At 35.4% G+C, this 18475-nt stretch carries 16 protein-coding genes and 3 pseudogenes; 18 read left to right on the top strand and 1 reads right to left on the bottom strand.

Features of this window, described 5'->3' with window-relative positions:
• Positions 1 to 40: 40 nt before the first annotated feature.
• From ACTJKB_RS17665 to ACTJKB_RS17590, 16 genes are all read left to right on the top strand, one after another.
• Positions 41 to 817 (top strand): YveK family protein, encoded by a 777-nt coding sequence (locus ACTJKB_RS17665; protein ID WP_440835729.1) that lies wholly within the window; start codon positions 41 to 43, stop codon positions 815 to 817.
• Positions 798 to 1484, top strand: a complete 687-nt coding sequence (locus ACTJKB_RS17660) for a CpsD/CapB family tyrosine-protein kinase (RefSeq protein ID WP_440835728.1) — start codon at positions 798 to 800, stop codon at positions 1482 to 1484. The genes ACTJKB_RS17665 and ACTJKB_RS17660 overlap by 20 nt, the downstream gene beginning before the upstream one ends.
• A gap of 43 nt (positions 1485 to 1527) precedes the next feature.
• Positions 1528 to 3360 carry a polysaccharide biosynthesis protein gene (locus tag ACTJKB_RS17655; protein ID WP_440835727.1) on the top strand — a complete coding sequence of 611 codons (1833 nt, stop codon included), beginning with the start codon at positions 1528 to 1530 and terminating at the stop codon, positions 3358 to 3360.
• A 24-nt stretch (positions 3361 to 3384) separates the two neighbouring features.
• Entirely contained in the window at positions 3385 to 4107 is a 723-nt protein-coding gene (locus ACTJKB_RS17650; RefSeq protein WP_440835726.1) for a hypothetical protein, read from the top strand.
• Positions 4104 to 5099 carry a copper amine oxidase N-terminal domain-containing protein gene (locus ACTJKB_RS17645; RefSeq protein ID WP_440835724.1) on the top strand — a complete coding sequence of 332 codons (996 nt, stop codon included), beginning with the start codon at positions 4104 to 4106 and terminating at the stop codon, positions 5097 to 5099. The genes ACTJKB_RS17650 and ACTJKB_RS17645 overlap by 4 nt, the downstream gene beginning before the upstream one ends.
• A gap of 37 nt (positions 5100 to 5136) precedes the next feature.
• The gene (locus ACTJKB_RS17640) at positions 5137 to 5757 is read left to right on the top strand and encodes a sugar transferase (protein WP_440835723.1); all 621 of its coding nucleotides are present in this window, start codon (positions 5137 to 5139) and stop codon (positions 5755 to 5757) included.
• On the top strand, positions 5754 to 6623 hold the full coding sequence (locus ACTJKB_RS17635; protein ID WP_440835722.1) for an NAD-dependent epimerase/dehydratase family protein: 870 nt from the start codon (positions 5754 to 5756) through the stop codon (positions 6621 to 6623). The genes ACTJKB_RS17640 and ACTJKB_RS17635 overlap by 4 nt, the downstream gene beginning before the upstream one ends.
• Before the next feature lie 41 nt (positions 6624 to 6664).
• Positions 6665 to 7414 (top strand): glycosyltransferase family 2 protein, encoded by a 750-nt coding sequence (locus ACTJKB_RS17630; RefSeq protein ID WP_440835721.1) that lies wholly within the window; start codon positions 6665 to 6667, stop codon positions 7412 to 7414.
• Between the two features lie 111 nt (positions 7415 to 7525).
• Positions 7526 to 8827, top strand: coding sequence for a glycosyltransferase family protein (locus ACTJKB_RS17625; protein ID WP_440835720.1), 1302 nt, complete (start codon positions 7526 to 7528; stop codon positions 8825 to 8827).
• A 2-nt stretch (positions 8828 to 8829) separates the two neighbouring features.
• The gene (locus ACTJKB_RS17620; protein WP_440835719.1) at positions 8830 to 10068 is read left to right on the top strand and encodes a glycosyltransferase; all 1239 of its coding nucleotides are present in this window, start codon (positions 8830 to 8832) and stop codon (positions 10066 to 10068) included.
• 1 nt (position 10069) lies between these two features.
• Positions 10070 to 11131 (top strand): EpsG family protein, encoded by a 1062-nt coding sequence (locus ACTJKB_RS17615; RefSeq protein ID WP_440835718.1) that lies wholly within the window; start codon positions 10070 to 10072, stop codon positions 11129 to 11131.
• Positions 11132 to 11172: 41 nt separating this feature from the next.
• Complete coding sequence (locus tag ACTJKB_RS17610; protein ID WP_440835716.1) at positions 11173 to 12198, top strand: polysaccharide biosynthesis protein; 1026 nt, start codon at positions 11173 to 11175, stop codon at positions 12196 to 12198.
• The gene (locus ACTJKB_RS17605; protein ID WP_440835714.1) at positions 12180 to 13055 is read left to right on the top strand and encodes an SDR family oxidoreductase; all 876 of its coding nucleotides are present in this window, start codon (positions 12180 to 12182) and stop codon (positions 13053 to 13055) included. Before ACTJKB_RS17610 ends, ACTJKB_RS17605 begins: the two co-directional genes overlap by 19 nt.
• A 1-nt stretch (position 13056) precedes the next feature.
• Entirely contained in the window at positions 13057 to 14202 is a 1146-nt protein-coding gene (gene wecB, locus ACTJKB_RS17600; protein ID WP_440835712.1) for a non-hydrolyzing UDP-N-acetylglucosamine 2-epimerase, read from the top strand.
• A 36-nt stretch (positions 14203 to 14238) separates the two neighbouring features.
• The gene (locus ACTJKB_RS17595) at positions 14239 to 15429 is read left to right on the top strand and encodes a glycosyltransferase (protein WP_440835711.1); all 1191 of its coding nucleotides are present in this window, start codon (positions 14239 to 14241) and stop codon (positions 15427 to 15429) included.
• Between the two features lie 83 nt (positions 15430 to 15512).
• Positions 15513 to 16874, top strand: coding sequence for a hypothetical protein (locus ACTJKB_RS17590; RefSeq protein WP_440835709.1), 1362 nt, complete (start codon positions 15513 to 15515; stop codon positions 16872 to 16874).
• On the opposite strand, the pseudogene ACTJKB_RS17585 reads toward ACTJKB_RS17590, so the two are convergent.
• Positions 16874 to 17008 (bottom strand): annotated as a pseudogene (locus ACTJKB_RS17585) (transposase); the annotation flags it as partial. The gene ACTJKB_RS17590 and the pseudogene ACTJKB_RS17585 overlap by 1 nt on opposite strands.
• Between ACTJKB_RS17585 and rfbA the strand changes: the two are divergent.
• Positions 16995 to 17874 (top strand): annotated as a pseudogene (gene rfbA, locus ACTJKB_RS17580) (glucose-1-phosphate thymidylyltransferase RfbA). The pseudogenes ACTJKB_RS17585 and rfbA overlap by 14 nt on opposite strands.
• Before the next feature lie 20 nt (positions 17875 to 17894).
• A pseudogene (rfbC, locus tag ACTJKB_RS17575) lies at positions 17895 to 18455 on the top strand (dTDP-4-dehydrorhamnose 3,5-epimerase).
• Positions 18456 to 18475 lie beyond the last annotated feature (20 nt).

Raw genomic sequence — 18475 nt, 5'->3', positions numbered from 1 at the left:
AGGATGAAATATTACAGAATCAGCTTGGAGGGAATTTCACTTGTCAGCACAAGAATTGGATCTTCGCGATTATTTCCAGATTGTCAGGAAGAGACTGTGGATGATTGTAAGCATCGTGGTTGTAGTTTGTATTCTTGCCGGAGTGTACAGCTTGTATATCAAGAATCCGGTATATGAAGCTTCGACCAAAATTATCGTCAATCAGACGCCTACGCAGTCTACGGTAGGGCAGCTTGATCTGAATCAGATCAACACTAATATTCAGTTGATTAATACGTACAAGGAAATTATCAAGACACCAGCTATATTGGATGTCGTAGCCAAGAACTACCCGCAATTCAATGTTACTGCGGAAGATTTGCTCAAGAAGGTCAACGTGAGTTCCGTCAATAATACGCAGGTGATGACACTTGTCGTTCGAGATAATTCGTACCAGAGAGCCGCTGAAATCGTGAATGCCATTTCACTTGTGTTCAAACAGGAGATTCCATCTTTGTTCAATGTACAGAACGTATCCATACTGAACGAAGCCAAGGTTGATCCTCCGGTAGCTCCTGGACCTGTAGAACCTAATGTGGTAATGAATCTGGCCATTGCATTCATTGTTTCTTTGATGATTGGTCTGGGTATCGCCTTCTTGCTGGAATATATGGATGATACCTTGAAGACAGAAGAAGATATTGAGAAATATTTGGGTCTGCCAACAATCGCGATGATTACCAGACTTGGACAAGAAGAGACCAAAGCAACTGAATCTCAAGCTCAGACGCTGACCAGAAAGGCAGGGGAACTCGAACATGTCACAGCAGCCAAGTAAACAACGCCATCTGATTACAGTGACGAATCCGCGTTCACCCGTATCGGAAGCGTTCCGGGCACTGCGTACGAATATTGACTTCTCATCGGTTGATAAGCAGATTCAGATTATTATGGTTACCTCGTCTGGCCCTGAAGAAGGGAAATCAACAGTCACGGCTAACCTTGCAGCGGCCTATGCCCAAGCAGATAAGAAAGTACTGTTAATCGATGGGGATATGCGTAAACCGACGGCTCATAAGACGTTTTCGTTAAGCAATCGCTTTGGATTGTCTTCGTTACTGTCACAGCAAGCTGATCTGGAAGAAGTTGTCCAGGAGTCAGGTGTGACTAACCTCTTCATTATGACATCAGGTCCAATTCCCCCTAATCCGGCAGAAATGATGTCCTCCAACCGGATGAGTGCTGTACTGGAGGAACTGCGTCAACGCTATGATATGATTTTGTTTGATACTCCGCCGCTCTTGGCTGTTACGGATGCGCAAATTGTCGCTTCCAAGAGTGACGGGGTCATTATGGTGGTCAGCTATGGCAAGGTGAAGCGGGAAATCGCTGTCAAGGCTAAGGCCAATCTTGATCGTGTGGGTGCGAAGATGCTCGGTGTTGTATTGAACAATGTAAAGCGTAAAGCCAGTGAAGGATATTATTACTATTACTATGGGAATTGACATTCAAGTATAAAGAAATTTGTTATTTTTGGAGGCACTAAAAATGACAGCGAAATCCAGGGTATTCATGTTATTCCTCATCGATCTGGTTATCATCTGGTTCAGTATCACAACATCGTATATGTTCAGGTTCTATGACGGCATTCCTCATGAGTATATGGTACAAATGCTCCAGTTCGGGCTGATCTCGACCATTGCTATAGGTGCTAGCTTGGTCTATTTCGGTCTATATCGGCGGATGTGGCAATATGCGAGTATCGGAGAAATTGTATCCATACTTAAGGCTATTGTGGTAGGTGTGGTAATCTCTTATGCTATCGCGTTGTTAATTCTACCTGCACGTGTTCCTTTTGGGGTGGGTATTCGGACCATGGAAACCATCCTAGTGTTGGTAGGCGGTACCCGTTTTCTATGGAGATTCTTTCGCTATGAACGGATGAATTCCAAAGATACCGAGACACACGCCCTCATCGTAGGTGCCGGGGATTGCGGGATGCTCATCGCCAAGGAAATGATGGGGCCTTCTTTTGCTCAGACCAAGTTAATTGGGTTCATCGATGACAATCAGAACAAATACCATATGTCGATCCTTGGGCTGCCTGTATTGGGCAACAGATATGATATTCCCCGGCTTGTCAAAGAGAAAGATATTCATGAGATTATCATTGCTATGCCGTCAGTGTCCAGAACGGAAATTTCGGATATTATTAATCTGGCTAAGACAACCGGAGCCAAACTGAAGATCATTCCGGCTCTGAACGATCTGATCGCTGGTAAGATATCCGTTAAGAAACTAAGGGATGTCAGTGTAGAAGATTTGCTTGGACGGGAACCGATCATTGCTGATCTGAACGGCATCCTCGGTTACGTACATAAGAAGACGGTTATGGTTACCGGTGCAGGAGGTTCGATCGGTTCGGAGTTATGCCGGCAAGTATCTCCATTTGCTCCAGACAAGCTATTGCTGCTAGGACATGGTGAGAATAGCATTTATACAATTGAGATGGAGCTGCGCCAGAGCTTTCCCGAGCTGGAGATTATCACGGTAATCGCAGATGTTCAGGACCGCAATCGGATGATGGATGTATTCCGCAGCTACAGACCGCATGTTGTCTTTCATGCGGCAGCACATAAGCACGTTCCCTTGATGGAGCGCAATCCATCTGAAGCCATCAAGAATAACGTATTCGGAACCCGGAATGTAGCGGATTGTGCGGATCGATTCGGAGCAGAACGGTTTGTAATGATTTCCTCAGACAAGGCTGTTAACCCAACAAGTGTTATGGGAGCAACCAAGCGAATTGCGGAGATGTATGTACAGAGCTTGAACACCACGAGCCAGACTAAATTCTCTGCTGTACGATTCGGAAATGTATTAGGTAGCCGTGGCAGTGTAATCCCGGCGTTCAAGAAGCAGATAGCTGCAGGTGGGCCGGTTACAGTTACGCATCCAGAGATGGTACGTTATTTCATGACGATTCCTGAGGCGGTTCAGTTGGTCATTCAATCTGGATCGTTTGCTAAGGGTGGAGAAGTATTCGTGCTAGATATGGGTGCGCCTGTTAAGATTCTTACATTGGCAGAAGATTTAATTACATTGTCTGGATATGAACCCTATACAGATATCGATATAACCTTCTCTGGTATAAGAGAAGGGGAGAAATTATACGAGGAACTGCTGACGGACGAAGAGAATCTTGGCTCTACCCAGCATGACCGTATTTTCATTGGTAAACCGAATGTAATCAGTCAGAATCAACTGGAACTGGAATTCAAACGCTTAGAGCGCGTCTTGACGGAGGAACCAAGTGCGATCCGTGAAGTGATCAATCAGATTGTTCCGATGCAGCCTGTCGCCCAAGCCGCGATTAGCTAACAAATACGTTACGGAGGATTACTTATGTTCAACAAGAGATGGAAGAGAATACTGGTATGGTCTCTGTCGGTAGTTATTGTATTAGCGGTTGGAGGATTATTTACTGCTAATTATGCAGTAGATAGACTGATGAGTTCAATGGCTGGAGGCTTGGACTTGGAGTCTGAAGATACTACTCCAATTGCTGATCAAGCTGCAATTACAGATCCAACTTCTGCACCTGTAAGTAATGAAGCTGCTCCATTAGAGACCGCAACTGCTGAACCTACACCAGGCGTTGTCTCGGAGAGTGCAAAACCGACAGCTACAGAAGAAGCTTCCACGATTCCAAGTCAGCAAGCTGTTTCAAAATCAACTCAATCCATTGCTGCACCAACGACTCAGCCAACCAATACAGTACCTCCTACCAAAGACAAAAATCCAAATGGATATTCAGCCCAAGTATCTACTGATAAAGCTAAGCAAATACAAGAGAATGTTACGGTTAAAGAAAAAGCGGATGTGGCATCTATTGTAATGAGCCAGCTAAGTATCTCGGATATCAAACGGTTGCAGGAGTTGGCTTCTGGAGGTTTAACCCTCGATGAGAAACGCGAAGCGCGCAGTATTATCCTTGGTAAGGTGTCAGAAGAACAATATAATGAACTTTCAAAGATTGCCAAGAAATATGGTGTTAGCGAAGGCAAAACACAAAAGCAAGTGTTAGCAGAAGAAAAAGCTTTGGAAGAAGGAAGTGAACAGCAATGAGTAAAGTCAAAATTCCTGCAGCAGCTCTACTGCTCCTCTTATCAATCGGGGCTGCTCCATTGACGGCTTCGGCACCTCTATCTGCATCAGCTGCATCAGTAGCTGTTACCGCAGCATCAACAACTAACACTATTAAGGTTCAAAATATGAATGTCAGAATGATATTTGATGGTGTAAGTATGGTGCCACCTCCCGGCCAACTGGTATTTATTCATAACAATACGACTTATGTCCCCGTAAGATTTATGTCTTATGCACTGCAAAAGAGCGTAACCTGGGATGCTAAGAATCTCAAGGTTACGGTAGGTGAACCAAACGGTTCTGAGCTGGTTGTAATGAAAGATTACATTATGAATGTAGCGAATACTAACGCGACCTTTTATACTTCTAAACCTGTAACCTTAACTTCGGTGAAGGCAAACTTTGTATTTGATGGAGTTGATAAAAGTCTGCCTGCTAACCAATCTAGTTATATCTTAAATGGAGCATTATATGTGCCTCTTCGCTTCCTTTCAGAATCAGTAGGTAATGTAATCAGCTGGGATCAGAAAGCGAAAGTTATTTCGGCTGCATCCAAGTCCTACCAAGAACAAGTGAGTGAAGGGAATACAGCAGGTAATGCAGGCCAGGGAGCAAGTACTATAACTCCAACACAGGCTGGTGGCTCAACTTCCGGGAAACTTTCTTATGAAGATATAACAAGTGCAACAGAAGCTAAGCTTAATGCATTGAAAAATCAAAGTCAGTCAACCTTGATGAGTATTGCCTTTGAGTATCTAGCGGCCAAAGATGATGCAAGCAAAACTAGCATTAAGAACAAGGGTCTTGAACAACTGTCTTCATTTACAGCCAGTTTTAATAGTATTGTGGCTGATGCAGAACAACAATTGAAAGCTAATGGGTATAGTACTGATGTCATTAGTCAGTATAGAAGTGCTTTTGAAGCTGAGTTGCAAGCAGGTAAATCCATTGCTGAAAGTATGGGAAATTAAATTGGCTGGTTAAGCCCTTCAGAAAATAGGTGAATGAATGAGGCCTTATTTGATAATTAAACAATTGATAGATATTTTTATTTCATCAATTGCACTATTAATATTGTTTCCATTCTTTTTGTTGATTTCAATCATCATTAAATGCACTTCTAAAGGTCCTGTTTTATTTAAACAGAGAAGGATAGGGAAAGGGAAAAAAGAATTTTATATACTAAAATTTAGAACTATGTACATTGAAGCACCTAATGATATGCCAACACATTTATTGGAGAACCCTGATCTTCATATTACCAAAATCGGGAGATTACTTCGTAAGACAAGCTTAGATGAAATGCCTCAAATACTCAATATAATTAAGGGAGATATGAGTATTGTTGGACCAAGACCTGCATTATGGAATCAAAATGATTTAATACGAGAACGTGATAAGCATTTAGTTAATTGTATCAAACCGGGATTGACTGGATGGGCTCAAGTTAATGGTAGAGATGAATTATCTATAGATTTAAAAGTAAAACTTGATGGTGAATATGTTGAGAAAATCGGATTTTTATTTGATTTGAAAATTTTCCTGAAAACATTTCAAAAAGTATTTAAAAGTGAAGGTGTTATTGAAGGGAAGAATGAAACTGGGATTTCTGTGGAGCATACTTTATGAGAGTCTTAATTACGGGGAGTAATGGATACATAGGTCGAAAGCTAAAAGAATGGTTAAGGCAATGGCCAGATTCATATGAAATTGAAACCATAGATTTAAGAGAAGAGAGTTGGAGAGATCGAGACTTTTCTCTGTGTAATGTGATTATACATTTGGCTGCTGTTGTACACAAAAAGGAATCCCCAGAAATGAAGGAACTGTATAAAAGAGTAAATGTTGAACTTACATTAGAACTTGCGAATAAAGCGAAACAAGCAGGAGTACCTCATTTTATTTTTATGAGTAGCATATCAGTGTACGGTATTGAGGGGTCTATAAAACAAAATACTATTATCAATGAAGAAACACAATACAATCCGAAGAGTTTATATGGGGAAAGCAAGTTGAATGCTGAGTTTGGATTAATTAAACTCAGGGAACAGGGATTTAGTATATCAATTATTAGAGCTCCTATGATATATGGCCCGGATTGTCCTGGGAATTTTTCCAAACTGAAATCTTTATTATTGAAAACCCCTATATTTCCTTTAGTTAAAAACAGTAGAAGTATGTTATATATTGATAATCTCTCTGAATTCATAAGACTTATAGTAGTTTTTAAATCAGAAGGACTGTTTTTTCCCCAGAACAAGGAATATGTCAATACTATGGATTTAGTAAGGTTAATTGCAAAGAATAATTCGAAAAAAATTTTTATATCTACCTTTTTGGGTTTTTTAATTAAGCATTTTAGTGGGAATTTTAATTTTGTGACCCTAAATAAAGTTTTCGGGAATTTAGAAATTGATTTAGAATTGTCTTCGTATATGGATTTTGCATATAATGTTGTTGAATTTGAACAGTCATTAATCTTGTGCGAGAGTTAAACCATTTGGTTCACAAAACTTATTCTGTAGGTGCATCTTTTATGAGGGATTTTGTATCAATAATTACACCGGTCTACAATGGGGAAAGATTTCTTGAGGAAATGATACTTTCAGTTGTTAATCAAATTCATGAACATTGGGAATTGATAATTATTAATGATTGCTCTATTGATAAAACTCAAGCAATTGCTGAGAAATACAAAGCTTTGGATAAAAGAATTCGAATTATTAACTTAGAACATAATTCTGGAATCGCGACTGCGAGGAATTTAGGTATTAAAAGTTCCAAAGGGGATTATGTTGCCTTCTTAGATAGTGATGACTTATGGAAACCTAATAAATTAATTACTCAATTAACCTTTATGAAAAAAAAAAATGTGTTATTCACTTTTTCAGATTATGAATTAATTGATAATAACGGACAAAAAATGGATAAAATAATCAAGTCTCCCTTGAAAATTGATTATAAACAATTACTTAAAGGTAATGCTATTGGATGTTTAACTGTTATGATCGATAAAAGAATAGGTACCATTGAAATGCCATTGCTTCATCATGAAGATTATGCGACTTGGCTAAGTTTACTAAAACGAGGTTATAACGCTTTTGGAATACAAGAAAACTTAGCAATGTATAGGAAAACTGATGGTTCTATAAGTTCAAATAAGTTAAAGACTATTACTTGGACGTGGAGAATTTATAGAAAAAGTATGCAATTGAATTTTTTTGCATCTATTAAGTATATTGTATATTTTATAATAAATACAACTATTAAATATTTAAGGAAATAATAAGGTGTTATATTTGTGTGAATATCTTATAGTTAAATGGTGCATTTGGGCATAAATTCAAATATTAGGTGACTATTCTGGAAAAGGCTATTAATTAAGGAGAGCGAATAAGTGGATCATAAGATCTTTCCAAGAGTTTTAGTAATAAGCCATAATGCATTTAGTACAACCTCTAATATGGGGAAAACGTTAGCTTCTTTTTTTTATGGCTGGGGGAAAAATGAAATCGCACAGTTGTATTTCCATATGGAGTTTCCTAATTCTGACATCTGTGATAATTATTTTAGAATTACTGATTTTGAGATGCTTAAATCAATACTAAAGTTTGAAATGCCTGGTGAGATTTTAAATAAAAATGATGTTAAGTTGGATACAGCTTCCAATAATTTTGATACAGGTATTAAATCAGATATTTATAGAATTGGGAAAGAAAAAAAATCCTATATGTACTTCCTTAGGAATCTAATATGGGACTCGAAAAAATGGAAATCAAACGAGTTGTCTAAATGGTTAGAAGATTTTTCGCCCGAAGTAGTTTTTTTTGCTGCTGGAGACTATAGCTTTTCTATGAAAATAGCTTTAAACATATGTAATGCTAGAAAAATCCCTTTGGTCGTTTTTTTTGGTGATGATTATTATGTAAATACTATACATAAAGGTCGGTCATTAAACTTTTTGAATAGAAGAGTATTCAAATCAGTATTTTCAAATATGTTTTCGTACTTAAGTAATTATATTACTGCTAGTGATAAAATGTTAAGGGAGTATTCTGAGATTTTTAATAAGTCTGGTCATGCTATTATGACTTCAACGGAAATAGTAGTCGGAAATGATGATTTGAAATCAAACAAAGTATTAAGGATATCTTATATAGGTAATTTAGGAGGTGGAAGATGGAGGTCTTTGGTGGAGATCGGGTTGTGTCTGAAAAGTATTGGTTTTTTATTGGATATATACTCTGCCGAGACTAGAAACGACATAATTAAAGACCTAAATGAAATGAATGGAATAGTTTTTCATGGCGCTATTCCTGCATATAAAGTAAAAGAAATAATACGTTCAAGCACTATAATTATTCATGTTGAATCATTTGAGAGTGATGATAAGGAACGAACTCAATATTCTATGTCTACTAAAATAGCTGAGTCATTAGGAAGCGGGGTTTGTTTATTAGCATATGGTCCTAAAGATGTATCTTCAATAGAATACTTATTAGAGAATGAGGCAGCTTATGTGGTAACCGAAAAATTGGAATTGAAAGAGAGATTGATAGAAATTATTGAATCAGAAGAACTTAGAGGGAATTACATTAATAATGCTATTAGCTTAGCGTTACAACGTCATGAGGTTAAAGAAAATACAAAATTATTTTATGAGATTATGTTGGAAGCCTCATTCGGAGGAGGGAGTTAACATTGAAAATCTTACAAGTAAATTGTGTCTATAACAGGGGTAGCACTGGTAAGATAGTAACTGAGATTCATAAAGGGATACTAAAAAGTGGTATGGAGTCAATCGTTTGCTATGGAAGAGGACCGAAAACCAATGATTTCAATATTTACAAAATGTCAGGTGAGGCTTCGGCCAAATTTAATGCGTTGAAATCGCGTATTACCGGGTTACAATACAATGGTTCAGTAATCGCAACTAAAAGATTGTTAACATTTATAAAAAATGAAAGCCCAGATGTTGTTCATCTCCATTGTATCAATGGATATTTTGTAAATATATATAGATTGCTTGAGTTTTTAAAAAAAAATGAAATGAATACTGTTTTAACTTTGCACGCAGAATTTATGCATACTGGTAGTTGTGGTCATGCATATGAATGTAATAGATGGATGACTGGTTGTGGAGAATGTCCTCAATTATGGGAATCTACTAAGTCTTATTTTTTTGATCGTACAAATATTGCTTGGATTAAAATGAAGAAGGCATTTGAGGGGTTTAATAACTTGCATATTGTATCAGTATCTCATTGGCTAAATGAGAGAGCAAAAAAATCTCCGATCTTGCAAAACTTTGATTTTTCCGTCATTGGTAATGGTATTGATACTGAAAATTGTTTTTATCCTCAAGACAATAAAGACTTAAAGAATAAACATAGTTTATCTAAAGAGAAAGTTTTACTTCATGTAACTGCAGGTTTCAGCATGGAGGATGATGATATAAAAGGTGGTAGATTTATTGTTAAATTAGCCGAGGAGCTTAAAAACGAGAATATTAAAATAATTGTGATTGGGAGCCATAACTTAACTTTAAATCTTCCAGACAATATTATTAATATTGGACGTGTTAACAATCAAATTGAATTAGCGAAATATTACTCATTAGCAGATTTAACAATTTTGACTAGTAAACGTGAAACGTTCTCAATGGTATGTGCAGAGTCTCTAGCTTGCGGGACACCTGTAATTGGTTTCAAAGCTGGCGCTCCAGAGTCTATATCCTTGGAGAAATATAGCGAGTTTGTTGAATTTGGAAATATAGATTCACTTAAAGCTAAAATCATGGAATGGATAAATATGAAAAACGATGAAACATCCACCACCCTTTCATCACAAGCGAAAATAATATACTCAAAAGAAAAAATGAACTTAGAATATATAAAGATATACAATCAATTATATCAAAATATAATCAAGGGGTCATAATGTGCACATCTTATTAATTGTATTACTTTTATTGGGCGGATTTGGTGTTTCTAACATTAGAGATAAGAAATTCAAATTGAAATTGGTTGTTGTTTGGAGTGGTTTTGTTTTATTTCTTTACGGAGCTCTACGTTCTATAAATGTTGGAACGGATGTTAATGGGTATTCATTAAGTTATTTACAACTACAAAATATATCCTTTAAGGAGATATTTTTATCAAATACTGTTATTTCAAGAGATCCATTTTTTTATTATTTGTTAAAGATACTCACCTACATTAATACGGATCCTCAATTTATGATTGTAGTAACTACGGCTATCGTTATAATTTGTTTATCCGTGTTTATTTATAAAAATTCTGTTAATCCTCTTTTGAGTTTTGTGCTATTTGTTGGATTAAGGTTTTATTCATTTACTTTATCTGGACTTCGTCAAGCAGTTGCATGGAGTATAATTATGCTTTCATACAACTTCATTAAAGAAAAAAAACCAATAAAGTTTCTAATTCTAGTTTTAATTGCTTCGTTATTTCACAAAAGTGCATTGATATTTTTAATTGCATATCCTTTCGCTAAAATAAAAAGAATTGGATCCATAAGTTTTGCAGTCCCTTTTATCTTTATTTTTAATTATGTAACGAATAATAGTTTGGTTGAAATTGCTTTGAAGTTATCTTTTTTTCAACAGTATGATGGACAACTAAGTAATGGAAATAATAATTCGGGTTCAACTCTTCTATTGATATATATAGGTATTTATATTTTTTCTTTAATTTTAAGGAAAAAGACTAACGATGAAAGTCAAGAAAATTATCAGATGTATAACTTAACATTACTTGGAATCATAATAACTATGCTGTCTTTAGATTATGATAACTTTTTTAGAATTGGTTATTATTTTATATTTTCTATAGTTTTGTTGTTACCGCATACCATCAATAGAATAGGAGATGAGAAAACACGCAATTTGGTAAGTGCAATAGTCATTATATTAATAATTGCTCAATTTATTATTATTGGTCCTGGTGCAGGTACAGAAAATTATAGTTTTTTTTGGGGTTAATTAAAGTATTTTCAATACTATAAATAAATTTGGAGGAAATAATGTTTAAAAATAAGACACTTTTAATTACTGGTGGTACTGGCAGCTTTGGTAATGCTGTTCTTGATCGTTTTCTTGATACTAATATTGCTGAAATTCGTATTTTCTCTAGAGATGAAAAGAAACAAGATGACATGCGCAGGTTGTATAAAAATGATAAAATCAAATATTATATTGGTGATGTACGTGACATTGCAAGTGTAAGGAATGCAATGCATGGTGTGGATTTTGTGTTTCATGCTGCTGCACTAAAACAAGTTCCGTCATGCGAATTTTTCCCTCTTGAGGCAGTGAGGACTAATATTCTTGGGACTGAGAATGTTCTGACTGCGGCTATTGAATATGGAGTGATGAAATGTATATGTTTATCTACAGATAAAGCTGCATATCCCATAAATGCAATGGGGATATCTAAGGCTATGATGGAAAAAATTATTATTGCAAAATCCAGAACTATAGCACCAGAGAAAACTACAATTTGTGTTACTAGATATGGTAATGTCATGGCTTCAAGAGGATCTGTAATTCCTTTGTTTGTACAGCAAATTAAGTCTGGACAAGCAATTACGGTTACCGATCCAAATATGACACGTTATTTAATGAGCCTCGAAGAGGCTGTTGAACTAGTGATTTATGCTTTTCAGAATGCTTCAACAGGTGATATCGTTGTACAGAAGTCTCCCGCTAGTACAGTGGGACAATTGGCAGAAGCTTTGTGCCAGTTGTTCGCACCTGAACATGAAATTAAAGTAATTGGCACACGACATGGAGAAAAGGTGTATGAAACTCTTTTGACAAAAGAAGAGTTTTTTAAAGCCCAAGATATGGATAGTTACTATACTGTTCCGGCGGACAATAGAGACTTGAATTATGATAAATATTTTATTGAAGGTGACAAGCGACTTTCAACAATCGACGAGTATAACTCTCATAATACTTATAGACTTAGTATTGAAGAAGTAAAAGAGAGACTTCTATCTTTAAGTTTTATTAGAGAGGAATTAGAAGCATGGAAATCAGGAAAATGAAGGTTTTAATTTTAGGTGCAACTGGAATGGCTGGACATACTATATCATTATATCTGCAAGAGAGAGGTCATGATGTTACTGCTTTTTCCACTAAAAAATTCCCTTACTGCAAAAATATAAATGGGGATGCAATGGATAAAGAATTAATTATTTCAGTATTACAAAAAAATAAATATGATGCTGTAATTAATTGCATTGGTGTCTTGAATTCTTCATGTGACTTGGAACCATCTAGAGCTGTTTATCTAAACAGTTACTTACCACATCTGATTGCAGATACTTTAAAAGAAACAAAGACAAAACTGATTCATATGAGTACCGATTGTGTTTTTTCGGGGAAAGACGGGAATTATGATGAAAAGAGTTTTCCTGACGGAGAAACTTTTTATGACCGAACAAAAGCTTTAGGTGAAGTTATTGATAAGAAGAATCTTACATTTCGCAATTCAATTATTGGTCCTGATTTAAACAGAGATGGGATCGGTTTGTTTAATTGGTTTATGAAACAAGACGGTGTAATTAATGGATACACCAAAGCGATTTGGACCGGGGTTACAACATTAACTTTAGCAAAGGCTATGGAAGAAGCAATTAATAATGATATATCTGGAATTTATAATCTTGTTAATAACGATAGTATAAGTAAAATGGAACTATTGAAATTGTTAAACTATCATATCAGGAAAAATGAGGTTGAAATTATTCCGAATGCGATTGTCAATATAGATAAATCGCTAGTTAATAAAAGAACAGATTTCTCCTTTGAGGTTCCAAACTATGAACAAATGATTATAGAGATGAAAGATTGGATATATTTGCACAAGGATCTATATCCACACTATTTTAGGGGGGCGTAAGTTGAAAAAGTTAAAAGTTATGACAATTGTGGGTACGCGCCCGGAAATAATCAAATTGTCGGAAATTATTAAGAAGTGTGATAGATATTTTGAACATATACTCGTACATACGGGGCAAAACTATAATTATGCTTTGAATCAAGTATTCTTCAATGAACTCGGTCTCAGAGAACCTAATTACTATCTTAATGTAGTAGGAGATGATCTTGGGCAAACAATGGGGAATGTTATTTCAAAGACATATGCATTGATGTCTGAAGAGAACCCGGATGCAGTTTTGATTTTAGGTGATACAAATTCATGTCTTTGTGCAATTTCAGCGAAAAGACTGAAAATTCCCATTTTTCATATGGAAGCGGGAAATCGCTGTTTCGATGAAAATTTACCTGAAGAAATAAATCGTAGAATTGTAGATCATACAAGTGATGTGAATTTATGTTATACAGAACATGCGAGGAACAATCTTAACTATGAGGGAGTTCCAAAAGAAAGAACGTATGTGGTAGGTTCACCAATGGCTGAGATTTTAACATCAAATATTGATAAAATAAAAAAAAGCAATATTCTTGTAGAGTTGGGATTAGAAAAAGGGAAGTACATACTCTTATCAGCCCATCGTGAAGAAAACATAGATAATGAATATAATTTTTTTGAATTAATGAATTCAATTAATGAAATGGCACAAAAGTACAATGTTCCTATAATATATAGTACTCATCCAAGAAGTAAAATGTTTATAGAAAAACGAAACTTTAAATTTCATAGAAATGTGCGTAATTTAGAGCCGTTTGGTTTCTTCGATTATAATAACTTACAACTTAATTCTTTTTGTGTTGTATCTGATAGTGGTACTATAGCTGAAGAAGCCTCCTACTTTAAATTTCCAGCTGTATCTATAAGAACGAGCACTGAGCGTCCTGAAGCATTAGACAAAGGGAATCTTATTATTGGTGGAATTACAGCAGAAGAGGTTTTACAAGCTGTTGATATGGCTGTGATCATGTATAACAACAATGAAATTGGTGAAAGTGTACCCAATTATATTGATGAGAATGTAAGTTTGAAAGTTTTGAAAATTATTCAAAGTTATACAGGGATAGTGAATAATGTTGTGTGGAAAAAGCAATATTCTAAAATAGAAAGATAATACTGTTTACGCTACTTTAAGAGAGGTAGAAGAATAATGAGAGATCAATATTTAATATCAATTATAATTCCTACGAAAAATAGAGAAAAATATGCTTACAAAGCTGTAGAACAAATTCTACAAATAGACGATGAAAGAATACAAGTTGTTGTTCAAGATAATAGCGATACGAGAAAACTTGAGGAATTATTACACAGGTTTAAAGAAAATAAACGTTTGAAATATAATTATACTGAAGGTATAGTTTCGTTTGTAGATAATTTTAGCATCGCAGTTAGTCTAGCAGATGGTGAGTATCTGTGTTTAATTGGTGATGATGATGGTATTGTGCCTCAGATTATTGGTGTTGTAGAATGGGCAAAAAAGAATAACGTAGATGCAATAAAACCAGAATTAAATGCTGTCTTTTTCTGGCCCCATTCTGAAGCCTTGAAGGAAAGTATTGATAATGGTTATTTAAACATCACTAAGATTACTTCTAAGGCAGAATGGTGCAATCCATTAAGTGAAGTGGAGAAATTATTAAATCAAGGTGCTCAAAGGTACTTATATTTGGATATGGTAAAGCTTTATCATGGAATTGTTAGGAAAAGTTGTTTGGAAAATATAAAGATTCTTACAGGTAGGTATTTTGGTGGTTTATCCCCTGATATATATATATCAGTAGCTCTTTCTCTCACTGTAAAGAATTTGGTGAAAATAGATTTCCCATTAACAATATCTGGAATTTGTAGTAAAAGTGGTTCTGCAGACTCTGCAACCGGTAGACATACTGGAAGATTGGTAGATGCACCTCATTTTCGTGGACAAAAGAATTATGAATGGTCTAAGTTAGTGCCTGAATTTTATAGTGTTGAAACAATATGGGCAGATTCTGCTTTAGCTGCAATTAAAGATTTAGATAAAGAAGAATTAATAAATAAATTTAATATTGGAATATTATTGTTTAATTGTTTGAAAAAATATCCTCAGTTTGAGAATATAATTACTGAACACAGTAATAGCTTTGCAAAAAATGAGTTGAGTATACGTTATACCTACTATTGCTCTAATATCATAGAAATATCAAAGAAAGTTCTAAATAAGCTAACTAATAGATCTCTTCGTATCAATGGTGTAGATAATATTATAGAGGCAAATAATTTTCTGCAACAAAGAATTAATAAAATAAATATAGATAACAATAAGATTCAGCAAAGTCTAGATAAATTGATTGGGAAACTATAGTATATGATGATTTATCATTAGTAAAGCTGTTATCGTAAGTTATAATTTATTCATTTGCTGTATATATGATTGGAGCATTTAATATGAAGGGGTTATTTTCGAGGTTTTTTTCTAGTGAGCAAGATAAAGTGGTTTTTAGAAACATTGGAGCTGCTTTTATAATTAAAGGTGGAGCATTATTAATATCTTTCTTTAGTCTTCCTGCATATATAAGATATTTTGATGATAAAAATGTACTTGGAGTATGGTTCACTGTGTTATCAGTTCTAACATGGATACTTTCTTTTGATTTTGGAATAGGAAATGGATTGCGTAATAAACTTGTAGGAGCCTTGGTAAGGAACAATAAACATGAAGCAAGGCAATATATTTCTTCAGCTTACTTTGTAATTGGTAGTGTAGTTCTTTTGATGACATTTATAGGATTGAGTGTATTCAAATTCATAAATTGGAATTCTATTTTTAATATTTCTGACGATTTGATATCATCTTCCACAATGCATTTTGTTGTGAAATGTGTGTTTTACACTATAATGCTACAACTTTTTCTAGGTTTAATTTCTTCTATATTATATGCAATCCAAAAATCAGCTGTAAACAACTTAATAACATTAATGACAAGTACAACACAATTGGTTTTTGTTTTGCTCTTTAATTCTGTTGATATTGAAAGTAATTTAAAAATCTTGTCAGTTGTGTATTTACTATGCGTTAACATTCCACTTTTTATAACCACTGTAATCGTTTTTTTAACGAGCTTAAAGGGAGTATTTCCAAGCTATAGATATCTTAGTAAGAAAGCTGCAAGTGGCATATTACAACTGGGCGGTATGTTTTTTTTGAACCAAATCATGTATATGGTGATAACTGGAACTAATTCAATATTAGTAACGAATTATATAGGCCCAAAAAGTGTTGTGGATTATCAAATATATTATAGATTGTTTTCTATACCGGGGATGTTATTCACTCTCGCACTAACACCATTATGGTCTGCTATTACAAAAGCTTGTGAAGAAAAAAACATCTCATGGATTAATAAATATTTTAAATTGATGCATCAATTAGTATTGTTTGTAATATTGATTGAATTTCTTGTTATACCATTTTTGCAACCTCTAGTAAATTTTTGGCTAGGAGAAAGCACTGTGATGATTGATTATACTAAAAGTATAATATTCGCTACATTTGGAAGTGTCTTTGTCTATCAAAGCGTTCTTTCTACATTTGCTTGCGGTATAGGAGAAATCAAGTTGCAGCTAGTTTGTTACTCATTAGGAGTGCTATTTAAATTTATCTTTATTTATATAGGTGTTAGTTTATATAATGATTGGATAGTAGTAGTTTTATCTGATATTTTAATTTTATTACCATATTGTATATTTCAGTTTATTGCACTAAAAAAGAATTTTTCAAGGTTAAGCATGCAAGGAAATAAGTCTTAAAACACGTTGTTAATGACATCAGATTTCAGCCATTTCCAAAGTCCCTTCACAAGGTTCAATTGCGGACTATAGGGCGGCAAGAAAACCAATTCCAGACGCTTTTTGTGATCTTGCAAAAGGATGAAAGGCATTATTCTGGCCGGAGGCAGTGGAACGCGCCTCTATCCATTAACCATGGTAACCAGTAAACAACTCCTACCTGTTTACGACAAGCCCATGATTTACTACCCATTATCCACTTTGTTGCTGGCCGGAATTAATGACATTCTGATTATCTCCACGCCTGTGGATACCCCAAGGTTTGAAAGCTTGTTAGGAGATGGGTCTCAGTTTGGCATCTCTTTACAATACATAGTTCAACCTAGTCCTGACGGTTTAGCTCAGGCTTTTATTTTGGGTGAAACGTTTATTGGTGATGAATCTGTGGCAATGATACTTGGCGATAACATTTTACTATGGAAATGGTATTCGAAAGATGCTAAAGCGTGCTTTGGATAAAGAGTATGGAGCGACTGTGTTCGGCTATCATGTGCAAGATCCGGAGCGTTTTGGTGTGGTAGAATTTAATGATGAAGGTAAATTGCTCAGCGTGGAAGAGAAACCGACTCATCCGAAGTCGAGTTACGCCATTACTGGATTGTATTTCTATGATAATCGGGTCGTAGAGATTGCCAAGAGTGTGCAGCCTTCTTCAAGAGGTGAACTTGAAATCACTTCGATTAATGAAGCTTATCTTAAGCTTGGTGAGTTGGATGTTGAGCTACTCGGCCGCGGGTTTACTTGGCTCGATACAGGAACTCATCAGAGTCTTGTGGATGCAATTAATTTTGTCAGAACGATTGAAGACCATCAAGGGATTAAAATGGCAGATCTGGAGGAAATATTCTATATTAACGGCTGGATTACCAAAGAACATTTATTGAGCTGCGGACAGAAGCTGAGCAAGACTGGGTACGGTCAATATTTGATTAAAGTAGCTACCGGGAAGAACCAATATTAAGCAGTAAAGGTGTGGAAGAAATGAAGTTAACGGAAACAGGACTGGCTGGCGTATATATCGTGGAACCAGCGGTATTCGGGGACCATCGCGTTTAGTTCATGGAGACTTTTAGTGATACCAAGTTTAATCAGCAGAGGATTGATATTACTTTTGTACAGGATAATCAATCTTATTCCGCTGCCAAAGGAACACTTCGCGGTTTACACTTTCAACTTAATCCTAAAGGGCAGACCAAGCTTGTTCGTTGCACGCGTGGAGTAATATTCGATGTTGCTGTGGATATTAGACAAGGTAGCCCTACATACAGTAATTGGTTCGGTATGGAGCTGAGTGCGGAGAACAAGAAGCAGTTGTTGATTCCAAAGGGTTTTGCACATGGGTTCATGACTCTTACTGAGGATGTTGAGGTTCAATATAAATGCGATGAGCTGTATGCACCGGAATGTGATGGTGGGATTCTTTGGAATGACCATGCTATTGGTATTGAATGGCCTATACATGTGGCACCGATTTTATCCGGCAAAGATGAGCAGGCTCCATTATTGAGGGATGCTAATTTGAATTTTACTTATGATTGTTAGAAGAATTCATTGAATTTGAG

Source organism: Paenibacillus sp. 22594, assembly GCF_052044425.1.
GTDB lineage: Bacteria > Bacillota > Bacilli > Paenibacillales > Paenibacillaceae > Paenibacillus_AQ.
This window is presented reverse-complemented; position numbering and strand designations above follow the sequence as displayed.